Source organism: Duncaniella freteri, assembly GCF_004766125.1.
In the GTDB taxonomy this organism is placed as follows: domain Bacteria; phylum Bacteroidota; class Bacteroidia; order Bacteroidales; family Muribaculaceae; genus Duncaniella; species Duncaniella freteri.
Genome location: NZ_SJSA01000001.1, coordinates 1,752,694 through 1,768,229 on the forward strand (window position 1 = coordinate 1,752,694; position 15,536 = coordinate 1,768,229).

Sequence of the window (15,536 nt, forward strand, 5' to 3'; positions counted from 1 at the left end):
GCTGTTATTGTCTTAAAAAGTCAGTTAATTGGGTGTTGAACTGTTGTAGGTTCCTGTCGATTGCCTCCCGGATAATGCGTTGCGTGTCGGGGCCGTCGCCGATAAAGCGGCGCTCCGGCATAGTTATGACTTTGCCAACTTTCATTAGAGCCATACGCCGCCAGGACTCGTCTTTTGTTTGCATGAACTTCGCCCAAAAGTAGCGTTTCATTTTAGCCGTCACGGTGATTTTTCCGTCCTCATTGTGGAGGTTTGTGTAAGGCATTGCGGAGGAAAAGCGCACACCGTTGCCGGACACTTCGCCCTGTGTGGCTTTTCGCATATCGCCGGAGACCATGAGCAGAGAGCCGCGGGAGTAGTCATGTGCGCGGGGCTTCCACTTGTCGGAGAAAAAGCCCTTACGTTCAAAGTTGCGGTCGAACTCTTCGGAGAGGTCCACGCGCATGTCGTCGAGAATGTCGGCTTTTAGTTTGTTGGCGTCGAGCATTTAATTGGGTTTTAATTGTTATTAAATCAGAAAAAAGTTGTAAATTTGCGGTCAATGGATAAATCGGCAAAAATATTAGAATACGCCCGGAACATGGGCGAAATGGCAAACCATGCTGAAAAGATTGGGACCACCGCTGACGGCGATGTTTACGGACTCTGTCTTTTAGATGCAGAGGGAATGCCTATGCCGGTAGGATTGCCACGGCTTGTAATCGCCAAGGGGGATAAACACACCCTGATAACTGGGGAAGAAGCATTGAACCTGTCAATATCATTTGATCTCGAGGAATAAGTTCTTTAATTTGGGGTTAACCTTCTTATCGTCGATTCTGATAACGCCCACCATGCCGGGGCGCATTTCGCCGATGTAAGAGCTTACATCGTTCTGGCCGCTTTGAGGGTCGAAATAACGAACCTTCCCCCCGATGACTTCGGCACAGAATACATGGGCGTCGCGACGTTTCCACGCGCAGTAAATTTCATACACACCGTCATCGCTGAATTTTTCGGCGAAATATTCCTGCAATCGTTTTGCGGTCATAGCCTTGTACCCTTTGCGCTTTTGCCATTTGTAGGTAAAATCATAATCAACGTCCGAGCCGTCGAGATTTACAAAACGCTGTAACCACGTAATGCTCTGTGCGTCCATTTCGGCATACGCGCTGCCCTTAATATTGGGCTTTGCCTTGACGTTGAAGCCGAGGCGGCGAAGCCAATGGGTAACGGTGCAGGTCTGACAGTTCACAAGGTAGCCTCCACCCTTTGCAAATTCCGGGTTTTCCTTGCCTTTGTTTGCCTGGTCGTATGTCATGGCTTTGCCTTTTGTAATGCCGAAGCTCTGCTCAATCTCCAAACAGTTCTCGGCAATAGCCTTTTTCTGGTCGAAAGTCAGAGAATCCGGCAGCTCCGCGATGATGTCGGCAATGCGCTGCTCCCGCTTTTGTTCCTCACTCAATTGCTCAATTACCTGTTTGGCTGCTTCCGGTGCTTTGTAATACGGATGTTTGGGCGGAAACAGTTTCAGATCCTTACCGGGGTTAAAGCGGAAAATCTGCTGTTTGGTGGCTTCGGTGCAGTTCTGACCGCGGAGCATAGAGAGCGCCGGGTCGCTCTGGGGGTATTTGCCACGTCGAACCTGTACGGCTGTGCAACGGCAGTTCCAGCCGTTCGGCGGCAGATAAAGCGACCAGAACGGGTCGGAGGGTGGCAGCGTTGTGCCGTGCAGAATTGCGTGATCTTCGCGCACGCGGTCATCCTGAGCCGTGCGGTACTGGAGGTCGTAACGGTCGCCGTCGGCTTCAATCTGTTGCCAGCGTGCAGCCATTAGAGAAGCACCGACCGCGTGGTTATATTCCGCATATAGGTAGTTATGGTTATATTGGTTGTTGACCTTTTCCACGTCGCGGCGGAACGTGTCAAACGGTTTAATATCCCCTTTGTCGGTAGTCAGAGACAGACCGACCTCCCGGAGTGTGTGGAACGCCTTAAAGCCGGAGAAAATAAAAGCATTATTTTCGAGGGCATAGCGCACCACCTCCGGCACCTCATGGGGGACGCTTGAACTTATGGCGATGTTGAGCTGCTTAACCGTTTCGGCTATCAAGCGGCGAGCTTCGGGGGTGTTGAGTTGCGACGCATCGAAGCCCCCGGCATTGTAGACCATGCCGGCAGCGTCAAAAAATGCCGTGTCGTCAAATTTGGGCTTATCTGTCGCGTCCGCAAGTTCGAGCAAGTCATTTTGCTTATCAGCCATTACCGGCGGCACCTCAGCAGACAACAATAAATTGCCGTCTGCGTTCGGTTTGCACGGTAAGTCATACAAAGAACCCAAAGCGGCGTTAAACGCGAGATATGAGCGCCGAAGCCCCGCAGCGTCAGCCAACCTTATTGTCGAGCTTTGCGCGGGGCTCAGTCGAAAAAACGGTCGGGCTGTGTTTTGGTTTCGCGTGGGGAGTCAATAGTCACGCCGTATTTTTCCGTGAAGTATTCAGGCGGAATGTTGTAATACTCCAGGACCAGGCGTTCAATTTCGCGCTGTTCCGCCGGTGAGTAGCTGGCGGCATTGTTCCATTGGAAGCGGCAACCTTTGACCGGGAAGCCGTGCAACTCCATAAGGGGAAGCAGTCGCCCGTTGATAATATGGGCGCACATAATAGCATCACTTTCGGTTGTGCGCTCAAATATTTCGAGGTGCACTTCTGACTGTGAGAGTGAGGAGCCGGAGTCAATGGTCATTGTCTGATTTAACACCACCTTTGACAGCTCAGAGTTGCAGCGATCCACGCGCTTGTCATAGACGTTGTAAGCGTCACCGCGGCTGCTTTCCTTAATCTCAATTTCCGTGCCGTCAGATGTTACGATATATTGCGCCGCGCCCATATCGCGGAGGGCTGCTTCGGTTTTGGCTCGTTCCGCGTCGTCAAGCCCGTTAACGCGAGCTATGCGCATAGGCATACCGAAAATTTCACCGAATACGTCCCAATAAGCGAGCATATTCTTTTTTATTACTGTCCGCTAAACTTTTTTAGTAGCGGTTGAAAATTAGGGCTGGCACCTATTGCAGGAGTCAGCCCTAAATGGTTATTTTGATGTCGCCAAACTATCTTAAATAACCATGAGTAAAAGTAGTAATTTCTTCGGACAGCCGACATATGGTCAGCTGATAAAATCACTTGATCGTGAAAAAATAGTTGAAATCAGCCGAAAACACGGCGGAGAGAAGTATGTCAAGAGCTTTGACGGCTATACGCATTTGCTTACGATGCTATATGCTGTCATACAGCGCTTCGATTCATTGCGTGAGATAGAGACTTCTATGACAGCCGAGGTACGCAAACTCCATCATGTAGGCATTGACACTGTGCCCAGGCGGAGCACCTTGTCGGATGCAAATGCCAGACGTTCAGAGAAGTTCTTTGAAGATGTATACCGCGACTTGTATGCAGCCAATAAAGACATTCTTTCCTCGGACAGCCGACGCAATGGCACGGAAGAGTGGATAAGACGGCTTAGAATCATCGATTCCACTACAATCACGTTGTTCTCCAATGCTATTTTCAAGGGTGTTGGCCGTCATCCGAAGACGGGAAAGAAGAAAGGCGGCATCAAGGTACACTCGGTCATACATGCCAACGAGGGCGTTCACTGCGACGTACAGTTCACTTCGGCAGCGACCAATGACTCCTTCATGCTTGCACCGAGCCATTACAGCCACAACGAGATAGTAGCACTTGACCGTGCATATATCAACTATGCCAAATTCGAGGAACTGACGGATCGAGGGGTGGTATATGTAACCAAAATGAAGAAAAACCTCAGTTATGAAATACTTGTGGACTGTATGCACCAGAATCCGCAGGGACTGATGGAGTACCGTGAACAGGTCGTAGTGTTCCGTAAAGACGGCATCAACCACATTGCAAGAATAATCACATACGTTGACATTAAGAAAGGCAAGAAGCCAAAACTTATATCGCTTCTCACCAATGACTTCGACATGCCTCTGGAGACAATCGTGGCCATCTACCGTCGCCGATGGCAGATTGAGTCGCTTTTCAAGCAGATAAAGCAGAACTTCCCTTTGCGATACTTCTATGGCGAAAGTGCCAATGCCATAAAAATACAGATTTGGGTAACGCTCATAGCTAATCTGTTGCTCTCGGTCTTACAAAGCACCTTGCAAAGGCGTTGGAGCTTTTCTGGACTGGCTACAATCGTCAGAATTGTACTGATGTATTATCTGAATCTCGAAAAGTTCCTAAATCAGCCCGACGCTGACTTGAAAATCATGCTCGCAGAGGCCTCGGAATCCCCTCCTGAAGATCCCGAAAACTGCTGAGGGGGCTTGTCAAATACAAAAAGTAAGCCCAACTTCTGCTGTTCAAGAAGTTGGACTCACCCTTTTATGGTTTAGCGGACAGTAAAAATTCTTTTTGCTAATACATGGGGGAGCACACTTAAGAAGCAGACCGAGGTCACGCGGTTTGCCGACCTCCACACACCAGTTGGCAATATCACCCTCGCGGTAAGTTGTGCCCTGTCGCCAGTCGTCGCCCGGATTGCGGACTAATACCCCATATTCAGGCACGACGTGTTTACGCGGCACGAGTTCCACGCCGTCAAAACGCATCGGTCCGTTGTCTCTGATAATGTCGCCCAACTGTATGAGAGTGGGTCCCCAGTAGATTGAATCAAGACACAGCTCGAGGAAGTCAAGGAACCAGCCGGCTTGCAGCAGTTCCGTGGCTGCTGTGTTCTCTTTGCCGGAAGCGTCAACAAGGCGGAAATCCTTTTGCAATACCTTACCTTTGCGCTGGGCTATACAGCCGGAAAGATGAGCATCGAGGACACAATCGGCGTAAATGTCATAAAGCCGGCAACGGTTCGGGCTTTCGTAGTCAATAGCAACCTGATGAGCGGCGCGCCAGTCTGCAACGTCCTTTTTTGTCAGACTGTCGGTCTGCTGCTGGAGCTGTGCTGTGAGCTTCACGCCCTGTTTTGAACTGACGCGGCGTGCGAGTTCTACCAGCTGAGAGCGTGTGGGGCGGCTGAAATAGTCGCGGATATTGGTTATTATATTTGCCATTGCAGTTTATGTTAATGTTTTACTTTTTCATTTTCGTAGTCTGAGCGGTTGAATGGCTGCGCCTGCTGTGCTGTCTGTTCCGTCGGAGATAATACCCCCGGAGCGGTACTTGCCCCGACTGTTGCGGTTGTAATATGGGTGTGGGTGTTATAGGAAGTAATAAGAGCGTTAACGGTCTGTATAAGCTCATTTAATTTGTCGGTCAGGGCTTGCACCTTAACCAATCCTCCGAGGTCGCCACCATTGAAAGTTACGGCGCTTTTACTCAGATTTGCGGAGATGTCGCCCACGTTGATACGCACACCGTCGGCGCTGATGACAGCCGAGGTATCACCGATTACAATTTCGGCGGACTCTATTTTCTCAGTAAGCAGCACCACCCCGGCGGCTCCTTCGGAAACGAAGCCGACAACGACGTAAGAGCCAATTTCGGGGAACAGGCACACCCCACATTCACCCTCCTGGTTGGCTTGAAGATTGACCCCGAGCAATGGCGCACCCTCATTGATAGGCGAACAGTCAACCGTGCGCGATGATTTATCCACAGCGTCAACGGTGCACACAAGAGCGACGGTTTCACCGTCAGGCTGTGCCAGCTGTCTGATAACGTTTCGTAAATTCTGCATAACTCAAAACTATTGCACGCGAAGCCCGAGCGTTATTTCCTGACGGAAGCCGGAATCGCCATATTTTATTACATCCTTTTTTACCTGATATACACCCATTTTAGAGCCGTCAATGATTATGCCGATAGCGTCGAGCGGGTCAACCAGAGAAGCCCCGAACGTAGTAAACGAACCGGTCAGGCCGTCACGTTTAAGCCGTTTAACTTCCTGTTCCGCCCACGCTTTTAACTCACGTTCGGTTTTGTTGTAGGTGTGTAATGTTCGGTGTTCACCGTCAGCGTCGCCGACTTCAACCTTAATTTTTTTATTGTTTGGCATAAGGCTGACAGCCTTAACGCGCAGGCGCATATTTTCCGCCTTTTGCTGCTGGAGGCTGTTGTCTGAAATGATGTTAAGCCCGGAGCGGAACACTTGCGAGGGAGTACTGTCGCGGTCAAAGAGCACGCCACAGTAAAGAACCGGCTCGCCGTTCTCATATCGGAAAAATGAGCGGATGCCCTGTTCTGATAATCTTCCGAGCAAAGCGGCCACAGTGTCAGCGGTGACACGATAAGCACCGAGCGACTGTTCGCCCATAACATTGAGCCGGTAAGTTATGCCCTGATCCTTAAGAAGCGTTTCAATAGTAACAGAGCGGTAGGCTTTTTTCTGTGCCGGCATTTGTTTGAGTTTGAACATATCATCCTCGCAGGTAATGACAACCGGAGTTTTGAAGCCTACGTCACGGACATAACCCACAAAAGCAAGCTGTAAATTACCGTTATATCCCAGATAAATACACACGGAGTCGCCACGATGCACAGGAATTTCAGCCGAGCCGTTCCATTTCATTTTTTTAGGGAGTGTTATTTTGGCTTCGGCTGTGAGCTTCTCAGTGTCGCGTACAATCTCCACCGCCGAGACAAAGCCGATGTCCCAGCAGCGCTCGCCGGTTATCTCAATTTTAGCACACAGCTTAAACATGGGTTAAACGGTATTTAACGGGTGTTTAATAGTCGTATCTGTTTGGTTTCATAGAGCCGTAGCGCACCGGGTTGCGTGCGTCGTCTCCGTCCTCACTCTCATAGAGAGGTAAGTCGGGGGAGGCTTTGCCGGCTTGAATATCGCGAAGCCATTTGATAGCGTCGTTATAGAGACATTCCCGGCGTTCGTGTCCCATATTCTGAGGGAGACGGTGAACCATTAGCCAAAGGGAAATATTTACGGCGCACTGTACGAGCATAGCGTTGCGGTCTGAACCCTCAGAAGCAAATACCCGGGCCATATCGTAGCGATAACGCAGATAAGAACCGATTTGCTCCATTGCGGCAGCTTCGGCGGTCAGGCGTGTTTCTTCGTTCTGTGTTATCTGCTTGAGCTCGTATTCGTCGCACACGCCCCGGTAGTCGTCAAGAGTCAGGAACATAGGCCGGAAGTTTTGGGCATAGCTTCATAAATTGCAATTTCGCGGGCTTTTTCGGTAGTCAGGCCAGGGAGGCGCTTTTGCCGGATCATTTTTTTAACGCCCTGCATAGATACGCAGACCGGGCGCCCATGAAGCACAAGCACCAGGAACTTTTTACGGTGGAGGTCAGCGGAGCGCTGAGCTTCACGGATCGCGCGTTTTTTGCGCCAGTCGAACAGGAGGGCGCGGAAGTATTCAAATATTACCATGATACATTTTTTGCGTTAGGTCGCAACCCTATTGAAGTGGATGAAACAATTTTCTTTTGTCGGGTATCTCTCTGTAAAATCCATATAGCGCCCTCGTCGGCGTCCGGTGCGTCGTCGTGTCCGCGCATACCCTTTTCAAATGCGAGGGTCTGGTCGATGCCGGCGAGCATATCGGGGTCGTCTCGCTGGCTCTCGTCGTAATAGACGAACCCACGCTCCCACAGTGGCGAAACAGCTTCAACGCGCTGGAACTTGTCAGGCTTTTTGCGCTTGTCGCCGGTCATTGGGAGCTGGTAGCCGCGAAGTTCACCCTCTCGCATAAATTCATCGAGGATGGTGTCCTGCATAAAATTCGCCTCCATGTACCAGCGCACGGCGATACCCTGAGCGCGCGCCCATTCGTAAAGGTCGTAACACCAGCGTACCATTTCGGCAACGGAGCACTGACGGACAAAAGCACGGAGGTGCCAGAGCTGAGTCCCGGCTTTCCCCCAGAGTTTCGCCGCCTTAAAGTCATTTTTGTTTGAGCCTTTGAAACTGGGGTCGATATAAAGCACAATTTCCGAGAACTTAGACCAGGCAGGGCGCTTACCCCAGCGGATCCACTCGTTGCGGAACACTGCACCCTCAATTATCGGGTTATTCATGTATTCTTTTTGAAATGCACGATAACCGGCGACGTCGGCAATTGCCTGCACTTCCTCCGGGGTCCATTTGGCAGCCCAGGAAATATCGCCGTTTTTGTCGTAGATGTTTACACGGGTAACGTGTACGCTCTTAATATCGCACCACTTCGCCAGCACTGAATTTTTGGCAATCATATTACCGACCATAAAGAAGCGGCCGCGCCCACCGTCGAGAGTACCGAACAGAGCCGAGCGCACCCAGTCGAACAGCTTAGAGACACGCGCCGGACTTTCCACCAGTTCGTCGTCGTCGAGGTCGTCAATAACGATGTAATCCGGACGGTGTGAGCGGTAGCGCAGACCACGCGGAGACTGACCGCGACCACGGGCAAAAAATGCGACTTCCGTCTGCGTTACAAATTCTCCCTCCTCCCAGGATCCGGCGTTGTACTGTTCCCCGAAATCGGCAATATAACGCTGGTTGTACTGTAACTCCGCCTGAATGTCACCCAACAGAGTTTTAGCGTTATCCTCAGACTTGCCGACGATGACCATAACGTTAATTTCGCGGCGTTCCTGACACATTAGCCACATAGGGACAAATACGTCCATATTGGTAGACTTAGCCGCACCACGATGCCAGACAAAACCGGCTTTGAGGTTTCGGTTGGCTTTTATCTTATTGGCCGCGTCAATGTGGAATTTAGCGCAAGGGGTAGCTTTCCCGGTTTCGGGGTTAATAGTCCAGTGTGGGAAATAGTAATCAACGAAAGCGGTATAATCAGAGCGCAGCCGGGCAATGCGCGCGAGACGCTGTGCCGGCGATTCTATGATGTTAATGGAAGTGGCAGCCTGCACCGTTTCGCAGTGCTGTTTCCATTCCTCAATCGCTTTTTTTAATTCCGCTTTTGTCATACTTTAGAAAGACTCTTTTAATTTTTCAGAGATGAAAAGGTCGTGATAATGGTTAATGGTTTTGAGCAGTTCCGGGGTGACATTCGGGTCGAAGCTCATACGATATTGCAGCCATTTGCTGAAAGCCATAAATACCTCTATAATGTCAACCACGGAAGTTTTTTTGTCGAGGCGTTCAACAGTGGCGGCAAACTTCACAAGTTTGTCAGCGCTGGCGGCTGTTTTCTCCGGGCTGGGGTCATTTGCCAAATCCTCCAGTAACACATTTATGGAGTTAAAAATTTTATTAACCAGTTCCTGTCTCGTAATGTTGGCGGCGGCTCGTGCCTGTTCCCAGCCACCCTCCGCAACCCATTTTGTGACAGTCTGAGCAGATACGCCGACTTTTTCAGCAATAGACTTCTGGGGCTCCCCCTGCATATATAGGAGGCGCGCGTGTTCGCGTTGCTGTTCGCGTTCCTTTTTGGTTTTAGTTGCCATTCTTTGTAGTAATCAATTTTTAGAGGAGCAAAGCGTGCTTAGCACGGTTGCATAATCAACAGAGAATTTAAGTTAACACCACCACTGAGGAGGTGTTTTTACACTGCAAAGTTGGGGTAAAATAATTTAACGAATAAAAAGTGTTATCAACTTGATAATGCTTTTTGTAACAGCCAAATAATACTATCAACTTTGCACCGCTGAACGACTTAAAAACATTCTTTGCATAGCAAAGCGGCAAGCCGATTAGCGGAGTAGAGCAGCCGGTAGCTCGTTGGGCTCATTCCACAAAGATCGCAGGTTCGAGTCCTGCCTCCGCCACCAAGGTAAAAAAGATTAGGACAACCGCCCCGGGCACAGGGGACACACCCACCACCTCCGGACCAAGCCCCTAAGTGCCCCGGGCATTTTCTTTGCGAGAGTTAATATTTTAAAATACAAAGCGTGGCAAGCACGATAAGTGAAACGAGACAACTACAATGAAAGAAGTAATAATCTCAACTGAGGCAGTAAACAGCTACGGCACGCGTGTGCTGACTTCGGGCATAGACCTGGAGCAGTTCAAGCGCAACCCGGTTTTGCTATGGATGCACCGCCGTGCTTTCGACGGTCAGTCAATGCCTATCGGCAAAATTGACAACCTCAGAGTTGAGGAGGGCAAACTGATAGGCACCCCGGTATTTGACCAAAACGATGATTTTGCCCGGAAGATAGAGAGCAAATGGGAAAGCGGATTTTTGCGCATGGCTTCGGCAGCCCTGGAGCCTACGGAAGTAAACCCCGACCCGGCTTTAGCATTGGAGGGGCAGACACGTGCGACGGTGACGCGGTGCAAACTTATCGAGGTCAGCATTGTGGATATTGGCGGCAATGATGAAGCCCTGCAACTCTGTGGCGCAGACGGCAAGCAGTTGAAGCTCGCAGCCGGAGAGGATGCCCCGGCACTTCCGCTCTTGAAACTGAACGAACCCAAACCCTCGCCGGAGAATGAACCCGGTGAGGGGGAGGAGCCGGAGTCCGGCAGACAAATAAACAATAACAATCTAATTAAAAATCAAAAAACAGCGATGAACAAAGACCAGTTAATCCTCTTAGGACTTCCCGAGGATGCGTCCGACGAGCAGGTAACAGCCGCGCTCCAGCTGATGAAAACCAAGGCGGACAGCGCCGAAACTTTGCAGCTTGCGTCCGTAACTCAGTACGTGGATCAGGCTATTGCCGACAGAAAGATTTTAGCGGCGCAGCGTGAACATTACATTAAGCTCGGTAAAGCCGCCGGCGCAGAAATGCTCGCAGACACATTCAAGGCTATGCCCGGACAGCAGAAGCCCACCGACACACTGAACCTGAACAAACAGAGTGCCCCCGGTGCAGGTGAACAGCCTAAGAAATACACCAAGTTAAGCGAAGTGCCGCAGAGCGAACTCATTGCACTCCGCAAAGACCAGCCCGCGGAATATATGCGCCTGTATAAAGAAGAGTACGGCGTAGACTGCCCGCCCCTAAGCGAATAAATAAACCCTATAAACACAATCAACAACAGCAATGAAATCGAAAAGCAATTTTTTTAAGAAGCTGCTCGGCATAGTCAGCTGCATGATTATGGCCGTTGCGTTCAATGCCGCCGCCGGCGCTACCTGTGCTGTGGCAATCGGCTGCGCCCCTGAAACCGGAGCAATCGCCGGCAATGTTCTGGCACTTGCATTAGGTCAGGCAGCCCCCGCGGGTTCATTCCGTGCCGGTGTCCTCAAAGAGATATGGACCGGTGAGCAGATCAAACAGTTCCGCACCGCCCTGGAGTCGTGGGGCTGGCTTGCAAGAATCCGCAGTTATAACCAGTATGTAAATAACGACGTTATCCACTTCGTTGAAATCGGCGGTGACCCCACGGTGCTTGTAAATAATACCACCTACCCAATTCCTGTTACTGCTCTGGAGGATGCGGACAAGCCTGTGAGTCTTGACAAGTTCACAACCGAGGCAACCCCTGTGACCAATGATGAGCTGCACGCTATCAGTTACGACAAAATGGCAAGCGTTCAGGAACGCCACCGCGATGTATTGGTCGAGGCGTTCGGTCAGCGTGCAATACACGCCATTGCCCCGGATGAGAATAAAACCGGCGTGCCTGTGCTTTTCACTACCGGCGAAGCTGTAGAGGGTCGCAAGCTCATGACTTCGGCTGACCTTTTGGCAGTCAAAAGGAGCTTTGACAAAATGGGTATACCCAAGCAGGATCGCGTGCTGGTGCTCTGTTCCGACCATGTGAACGACCTGCTCCAGACAGAGCAGCGTTTCAAAGACCATTACAACATTAACCAGACCGAGGGCAAAATCGGCCGCCTGTATGGTTTTGACATTTACGAATATGACGGCACACCCTATTACAACTCGGCAGGTAAAAAACTTGCATGGGGTGCTGTTCCCGGTGCGACCGACTCGCAGAGCTCCGTTGCGTTCTATGCCGGCAGAATGATGAAAGCCGCAGGCTCAACAACATTCTACTGGAGTAAAGCCGAGAACGACCCTCAGAACCACCGCAACCTCGTTAACTTTGACCAGTACGGCATTTGTCTGCCTTTGTCTGAGACCAATTGTCGTATGGCAATAGTCAGCGCAAAAGCGTAAAAAACCTATGGCTACACTGAAACAAGGAAGCAGAGGCGCGGAGGTAAAAGCCCTGCAACAGCGGTTAAACCTCATACCTGACGGTATTTTCGGACCGTTGACCGAGGAAGCCGTCAAAGAGTTTCAGAAGCGTAAGGGGTTAACGGCTGACGGAATAGCCGGAGCGCAGACACTTGCAGCTATGGGCGCGACACCCGGAAAGCGCAAGGTCGATGAAATCATTCTGCACTATACGGCAACGCCGGAGGGTGAGGAGTTTTCAAATACCCGGATAAAAGCAAGCCATTTGGCGCGTGGCTTTTCTGATATAGGCTACCACTATGTTATCGGACTAAACGGGGAAATCCGCCCCGGGCGGTCCGAGGCAGTGGCCGGAGCGCATTGCACCGGACATAATACGCGGTCAATCGGTGTGTGTTACGTTGGCGGATGTCCGCCACGTAAGACCCCGAATTGGCAAAATATCGGGAAGGACACACGAACCCCGGCACAAGAGGCTACGCTTGTAAAGTTGGTTAAAGAACTTCTCAAGAAATACCCCGGCGCTACTGTTCACGGTCATAACGAATTTGCTAATAAACCGTGCCCCGGCTTCGATGTAAAAAAATGGCTCACAAAAGTGGGTATTAAACAGTAACAATATGAATTGTCGTGCCAGTGAGAGCAGAGCGGAGCTTGCTCCGGCTATGCCGAGCGCAGCCGACAAAGCATTGGAACAATGAATGAGCGGCGAAATAATAACAATCATAGTATCGGCGCTTGTTGCGGCGGTATCTGGTCCCGTAGGGGCATGGGTTGGCCGCAAACTGGAGCGCACTAAATACCGCATTGAACTTAAGACGCTGAGGGCTGAAATGAATAATAAGCTCGCAGAGGTCAAAAGCAATGAGCTTGAAAACGTGCGAAAGGCTGCGGACATACTGATGGAAAGTATTGTGCCGCCGCTCAAAGCCGAAATAACTAACTTACGCAATGATGTGCAAAGACTCAACAACGCACTGGAGCGCATTTGGGGCTGTCGTCATATTGATAGCTGCCCTGTCAAATTCGAGCTGCTGCTCACACCGAAAGGTCGCGGAGCACACCAGGACGGAAACAACGGAGCATGTGACGACGAGCGCCAAAGGTTGCGAGGTGCACACCCAACACCAAGAGGCGACCCTGACGAGGGAGACCCAAACCCGGGGGCTGACGGTTACGGAGATTGAGGTCTACGACACTGAAAAGCAACCCGACCCGGACACCGGACAAAGACCGTTAAAAGCCAAGATCCGGCAGACCCACGGCGAGGAGCAGCAGAGTAATGAGGCGGCAGATATTACCGCCGAGGAGAAAGCCGAGACCGAAACCGAAGCGGTGCAGACCATTGACGGCGGCACGCTTGACGAAGTGACGGTAACAGCTACCAAAGCCCCGAGCCTGTGGGAACGGTTGAAAGTCGCCACCCTGATATTGGCTGCAGTTCTGATCCTGTCAGTAGCAGGGTGGAAAATATATAATCTAAAACGTAAAAAGATATGAGCAACGAAACAAAAGAAAAGACAACAGCCGAAATCGCAGCGGAAAATCTGGCAACGATTAATGAAGCCGGCGCCGTCACTGCGGAGGAGATGGCACACGTCGCGGCAACCTTAGAGACAGATTCGGCGAAAAAGTCAGGCAAAGGCAAGAACCAGCCCGAGCCGGAACTGGTCGCAAAACTGAAAGCAGCCCGCGCCAAAGCAAAGGCGGAAACTGACGCCCTTACTGCTGTGGGTAAAGCAGCGTGCCGGCGTCACAGTCTCCCGGCAGTATGGGTGACAGCCGACGGCCAGTGTTTCAAACAGGAAAATGACGCCCGAAACCATGGCAAAAGTCTGGGATTTTCGGCAGTACCCTTAAAAGTGGAAGCGTAATGGCAACAAGTCTGAATATACAGAGACAGAACGGCAATGTCCCCAAGTCTCTGCCCGGTGAGGACCATATAACCGGTTTTGTGGTCTATCTTCCGGCGGCAGATATTCCGGCCGCGTTCAAAACCGACCACGTGCAGCCACTCAGCACCATTGACGCGGCGGAGGCTGCGGGTATTAAGGAGGATGCAGCAAGCTGGGGCGTGCGTGTGCTTCACTATCAGCTCAGCGAACTTTACCGAATTAACCCGGCTGTAAGCCTGTATGTGGCGATCTTCGAGAAGCCGCAGGGTGAGTCCCAGACATTCGCCGAGCTTAAGACAGTGCAGAACTTTGCGGCCGGCCGTATCCGTCAGATCGGCGTATGGTGTGGCGACCGCACCCTTAGCGGTGACGACCTCACGGCCCTGCAGGGTGTCGCGGACGCACTTGCCGGGGAGGAGGCGGAACTGTCTGTCGTGTACGCCCCGAAAGTGGGCACGCTCAACACAATGCCGGTTAACCTTGCGGGTGAGAATAAAAGCCGCGTCAGCGTGGTGATAGGTCAGGCAGGAAGCGGTAAAGGCGCTGAACTGTATGACGACAAGACCAACACGGGGAAAGCGAGCGTCAGCGGTCTGGGTGTCGTTATGGGCTTACTGAGCAGCGCTAAAGTTCACCAGTGTATTGCATGGATCAAAGAGTTCCCCACCGGTGTAAGTCTCCCGGCTTTCGGTGACGGTACACTGTTGCGCGATGTGGATAAAGCATTGCTCGAGACACTTGACACGGCGCGTTATCTGTTCTTTATCACTCATACCGGGCAAGCCGGAAGCTATATGAATGACAGCCACACAATGGACTCCGCAATCAGCGACTACGCAGCCATTGAGAGCGTGCGAACTATGGATAAGGCTGTGCGCGGCATACGTACATACGTGAAGCCGGAACTCGGCGGCAACGTATATGTGGACGCTTCCACCGGACAGTTGGCAAGCTATACTGTGGCGCATTTGGAAACTGTGGCAAACCAAGCCCTCGAGGCTATGGAACGAGCCGGGGAACTTAGCGGCTACAAAGTTGAGATAGACCCGGAGCAGGATGTCGCAAGCACCAGCCTGGTAGAGTTCGTAATCAAGAATGTTGCAGTCCCGGTTATGCGACATATAAGAATAAAAATCGGGTTCGCTAAATCCGTATAACCTAAACACAAAAGGCAAAAGCAATGAACGTAAGCATTAAAAACGGCGTGCCTATGGTTAACGGCATGTTAGTTGCGTGGGCTGATATTGTCGTACTTGTCGGCGGTGTGCCTGTTACCGGCATTACAGGTGTGGAGTATGGCGATGAGCAGGAAATCGTTAACAAGTGGGGCGCAGGGCGTCACCCGGTGGGACGTGCAAAAGGACGTATAACCCCCTCCGCTAAAATTACCCTCTACCACGAGGAAGTTGTGGCGCTTCAATCCCAGAGCGTGAACGGACGACTGCAAGACCTCCCACCCATTGAAATACAGGTGAGTTATTTGCCTGAAAATGGGGTCGTGGTAACTGACAAGATCCGCAACTGCCATATTTCAAGCAATACCCGCAAGTGGAAAGAGGGAGACACCGGGCAGGAGGTAGAACTTCCGCTCGTTCCCTCACATATCGAATGAGGCAAA

General features: G+C 51.2%; 20 protein-coding genes and 1 tRNA gene. 11 read left to right on the plus strand and 10 right to left on the minus strand.

Annotated features, from left to right (window positions below; genetic code table 11):
- Positions 1–4: 4 nt before the first annotated feature.
- On the minus strand, positions 5–487 hold the full coding sequence (locus tag EZ315_RS07505; protein ID WP_135471536.1) for a phage virion morphogenesis protein: 483 nt from the start codon (positions 485–487) through the stop codon (positions 5–7).
- A gap of 54 nt (positions 488–541) precedes the next feature.
- Between EZ315_RS07505 and EZ315_RS07510 the strand changes: the two genes are divergently transcribed.
- Positions 542–781: a hypothetical protein gene (locus EZ315_RS07510; RefSeq protein ID WP_135471537.1), complete on the plus strand. Its 240-nt coding sequence runs from the start codon at positions 542–544 to the stop codon at positions 779–781.
- Here the strand turns inward: EZ315_RS07510 and EZ315_RS07515 are convergent.
- A complete protein-coding gene (locus tag EZ315_RS07515) occupies positions 761–2,242 on the minus strand; it encodes a phage minor head protein (RefSeq protein WP_135471538.1) in 1,482 nt (493 codons plus the stop codon). The genes EZ315_RS07510 and EZ315_RS07515 overlap by 21 nt on opposite strands.
- 155 nt (positions 2,243–2,397) lie before the next feature.
- Positions 2,398–2,982 (minus strand): phage portal protein family protein, encoded by a 585-nt coding sequence (locus EZ315_RS07520; RefSeq protein WP_135471539.1) that lies wholly within the window; start codon positions 2,980–2,982, stop codon positions 2,398–2,400.
- Positions 2,983–3,103: 121 nt separating this feature from the next.
- On the opposite strand from EZ315_RS07520, the gene EZ315_RS07525 reads away from it, so the two are divergent.
- The gene (locus EZ315_RS07525) at positions 3,104–4,327 is read left to right on the plus strand and encodes an IS4 family transposase (RefSeq protein WP_124076696.1); all 1,224 of its coding nucleotides are present in this window, start codon (positions 3,104–3,106) and stop codon (positions 4,325–4,327) included.
- A 42-nt stretch (positions 4,328–4,369) separates the two neighbouring features.
- Here the strand turns inward: EZ315_RS07525 and EZ315_RS07530 are convergent, their stop codons facing one another.
- The 7 genes from EZ315_RS07530 to EZ315_RS07560 are packed head-to-tail and all read right to left on the minus strand — an operon-like array spanning position 4,370 to position 9,374.
- Positions 4,370–5,074 carry a phage portal protein family protein gene (locus EZ315_RS07530; RefSeq protein ID WP_135471540.1) on the minus strand — a complete coding sequence of 235 codons (705 nt, stop codon included), beginning with the start codon at positions 5,072–5,074 and terminating at the stop codon, positions 4,370–4,372.
- Positions 5,075–5,085: 11 nt separating this feature from the next.
- Complete coding sequence (locus tag EZ315_RS07535; protein WP_135471541.1) at positions 5,086–5,700, minus strand: hypothetical protein; 615 nt, start codon at positions 5,698–5,700, stop codon at positions 5,086–5,088.
- A gap of 9 nt (positions 5,701–5,709) precedes the next feature.
- On the minus strand, positions 5,710–6,663 hold the full coding sequence (locus tag EZ315_RS07540) for a hypothetical protein (protein WP_135471542.1): 954 nt from the start codon (positions 6,661–6,663) through the stop codon (positions 5,710–5,712).
- Positions 6,664–6,688: 25 nt separating this feature from the next.
- Positions 6,689–7,105 carry a phage protein Gp36 family protein gene (locus EZ315_RS07545; RefSeq protein ID WP_135471543.1) on the minus strand — a complete coding sequence of 139 codons (417 nt, stop codon included), beginning with the start codon at positions 7,103–7,105 and terminating at the stop codon, positions 6,689–6,691.
- On the minus strand, positions 7,096–7,353 hold the full coding sequence (locus EZ315_RS07550; protein WP_135471544.1) for a hypothetical protein: 258 nt from the start codon (positions 7,351–7,353) through the stop codon (positions 7,096–7,098). The genes EZ315_RS07545 and EZ315_RS07550 overlap by 10 nt, the downstream gene beginning before the upstream one ends.
- Entirely contained in the window at positions 7,347–8,894 is a 1,548-nt protein-coding gene (locus EZ315_RS07555; protein ID WP_135469450.1) for a hypothetical protein, read from the minus strand. Before EZ315_RS07555 ends, EZ315_RS07550 begins: the two co-directional genes overlap by 7 nt.
- A gap of 3 nt (positions 8,895–8,897) precedes the next feature.
- Positions 8,898–9,374, minus strand: coding sequence for a terminase gpP N-terminus-related DNA-binding protein (locus EZ315_RS07560; RefSeq protein WP_135469447.1), 477 nt, complete (start codon positions 9,372–9,374; stop codon positions 8,898–8,900).
- 248 nt (positions 9,375–9,622) lie between these two features.
- Here EZ315_RS07560 and EZ315_RS07565 point away from each other — a divergent pair.
- The 9 genes from EZ315_RS07565 (at position 9,623) to EZ315_RS07610 (ending at position 15,530) form a co-directional block, all read left to right on the plus strand.
- Positions 9,623–9,698, plus strand: a tRNA-Met gene (locus EZ315_RS07565).
- Positions 9,699–9,853: 155 nt separating this feature from the next.
- Positions 9,854–10,888, plus strand: a complete 1,035-nt coding sequence (locus EZ315_RS07575) for a hypothetical protein (RefSeq protein ID WP_135471545.1) — start codon at positions 9,854–9,856, stop codon at positions 10,886–10,888.
- A gap of 31 nt (positions 10,889–10,919) precedes the next feature.
- Positions 10,920–12,002, plus strand: a complete 1,083-nt coding sequence (locus EZ315_RS07580) for a hypothetical protein (RefSeq protein WP_135469442.1) — start codon at positions 10,920–10,922, stop codon at positions 12,000–12,002.
- Positions 12,003–12,009: 7 nt separating this feature from the next.
- On the plus strand, positions 12,010–12,639 hold the full coding sequence (locus EZ315_RS07585; protein WP_135471546.1) for a peptidoglycan recognition protein family protein: 630 nt from the start codon (positions 12,010–12,012) through the stop codon (positions 12,637–12,639).
- Positions 12,640–12,724: 85 nt separating this feature from the next.
- A complete protein-coding gene (locus EZ315_RS07590) occupies positions 12,725–13,210 on the plus strand; it encodes a hypothetical protein (RefSeq protein WP_175577977.1) in 486 nt (161 codons plus the stop codon).
- Positions 13,137–13,523 carry a hypothetical protein gene (locus EZ315_RS07595; RefSeq protein WP_135469439.1) on the plus strand — a complete coding sequence of 129 codons (387 nt, stop codon included), beginning with the start codon at positions 13,137–13,139 and terminating at the stop codon, positions 13,521–13,523. The genes EZ315_RS07590 and EZ315_RS07595 overlap by 74 nt, the downstream gene beginning before the upstream one ends.
- Positions 13,520–13,897, plus strand: coding sequence for a hypothetical protein (locus EZ315_RS07600; protein ID WP_135471547.1), 378 nt, complete (start codon positions 13,520–13,522; stop codon positions 13,895–13,897). The genes EZ315_RS07595 and EZ315_RS07600 overlap by 4 nt, the downstream gene beginning before the upstream one ends.
- On the plus strand, positions 13,897–15,075 hold the full coding sequence (locus EZ315_RS07605; RefSeq protein ID WP_135471548.1) for a DUF2586 family protein: 1,179 nt from the start codon (positions 13,897–13,899) through the stop codon (positions 15,073–15,075). Before EZ315_RS07600 ends, EZ315_RS07605 begins: the two co-directional genes overlap by 1 nt.
- A 23-nt stretch (positions 15,076–15,098) precedes the next feature.
- A complete protein-coding gene (locus EZ315_RS07610) occupies positions 15,099–15,530 on the plus strand; it encodes a hypothetical protein (RefSeq protein WP_135471549.1) in 432 nt (143 codons plus the stop codon).
- The last annotated feature ends 6 nt before the right edge of the window (positions 15,531–15,536 follow it).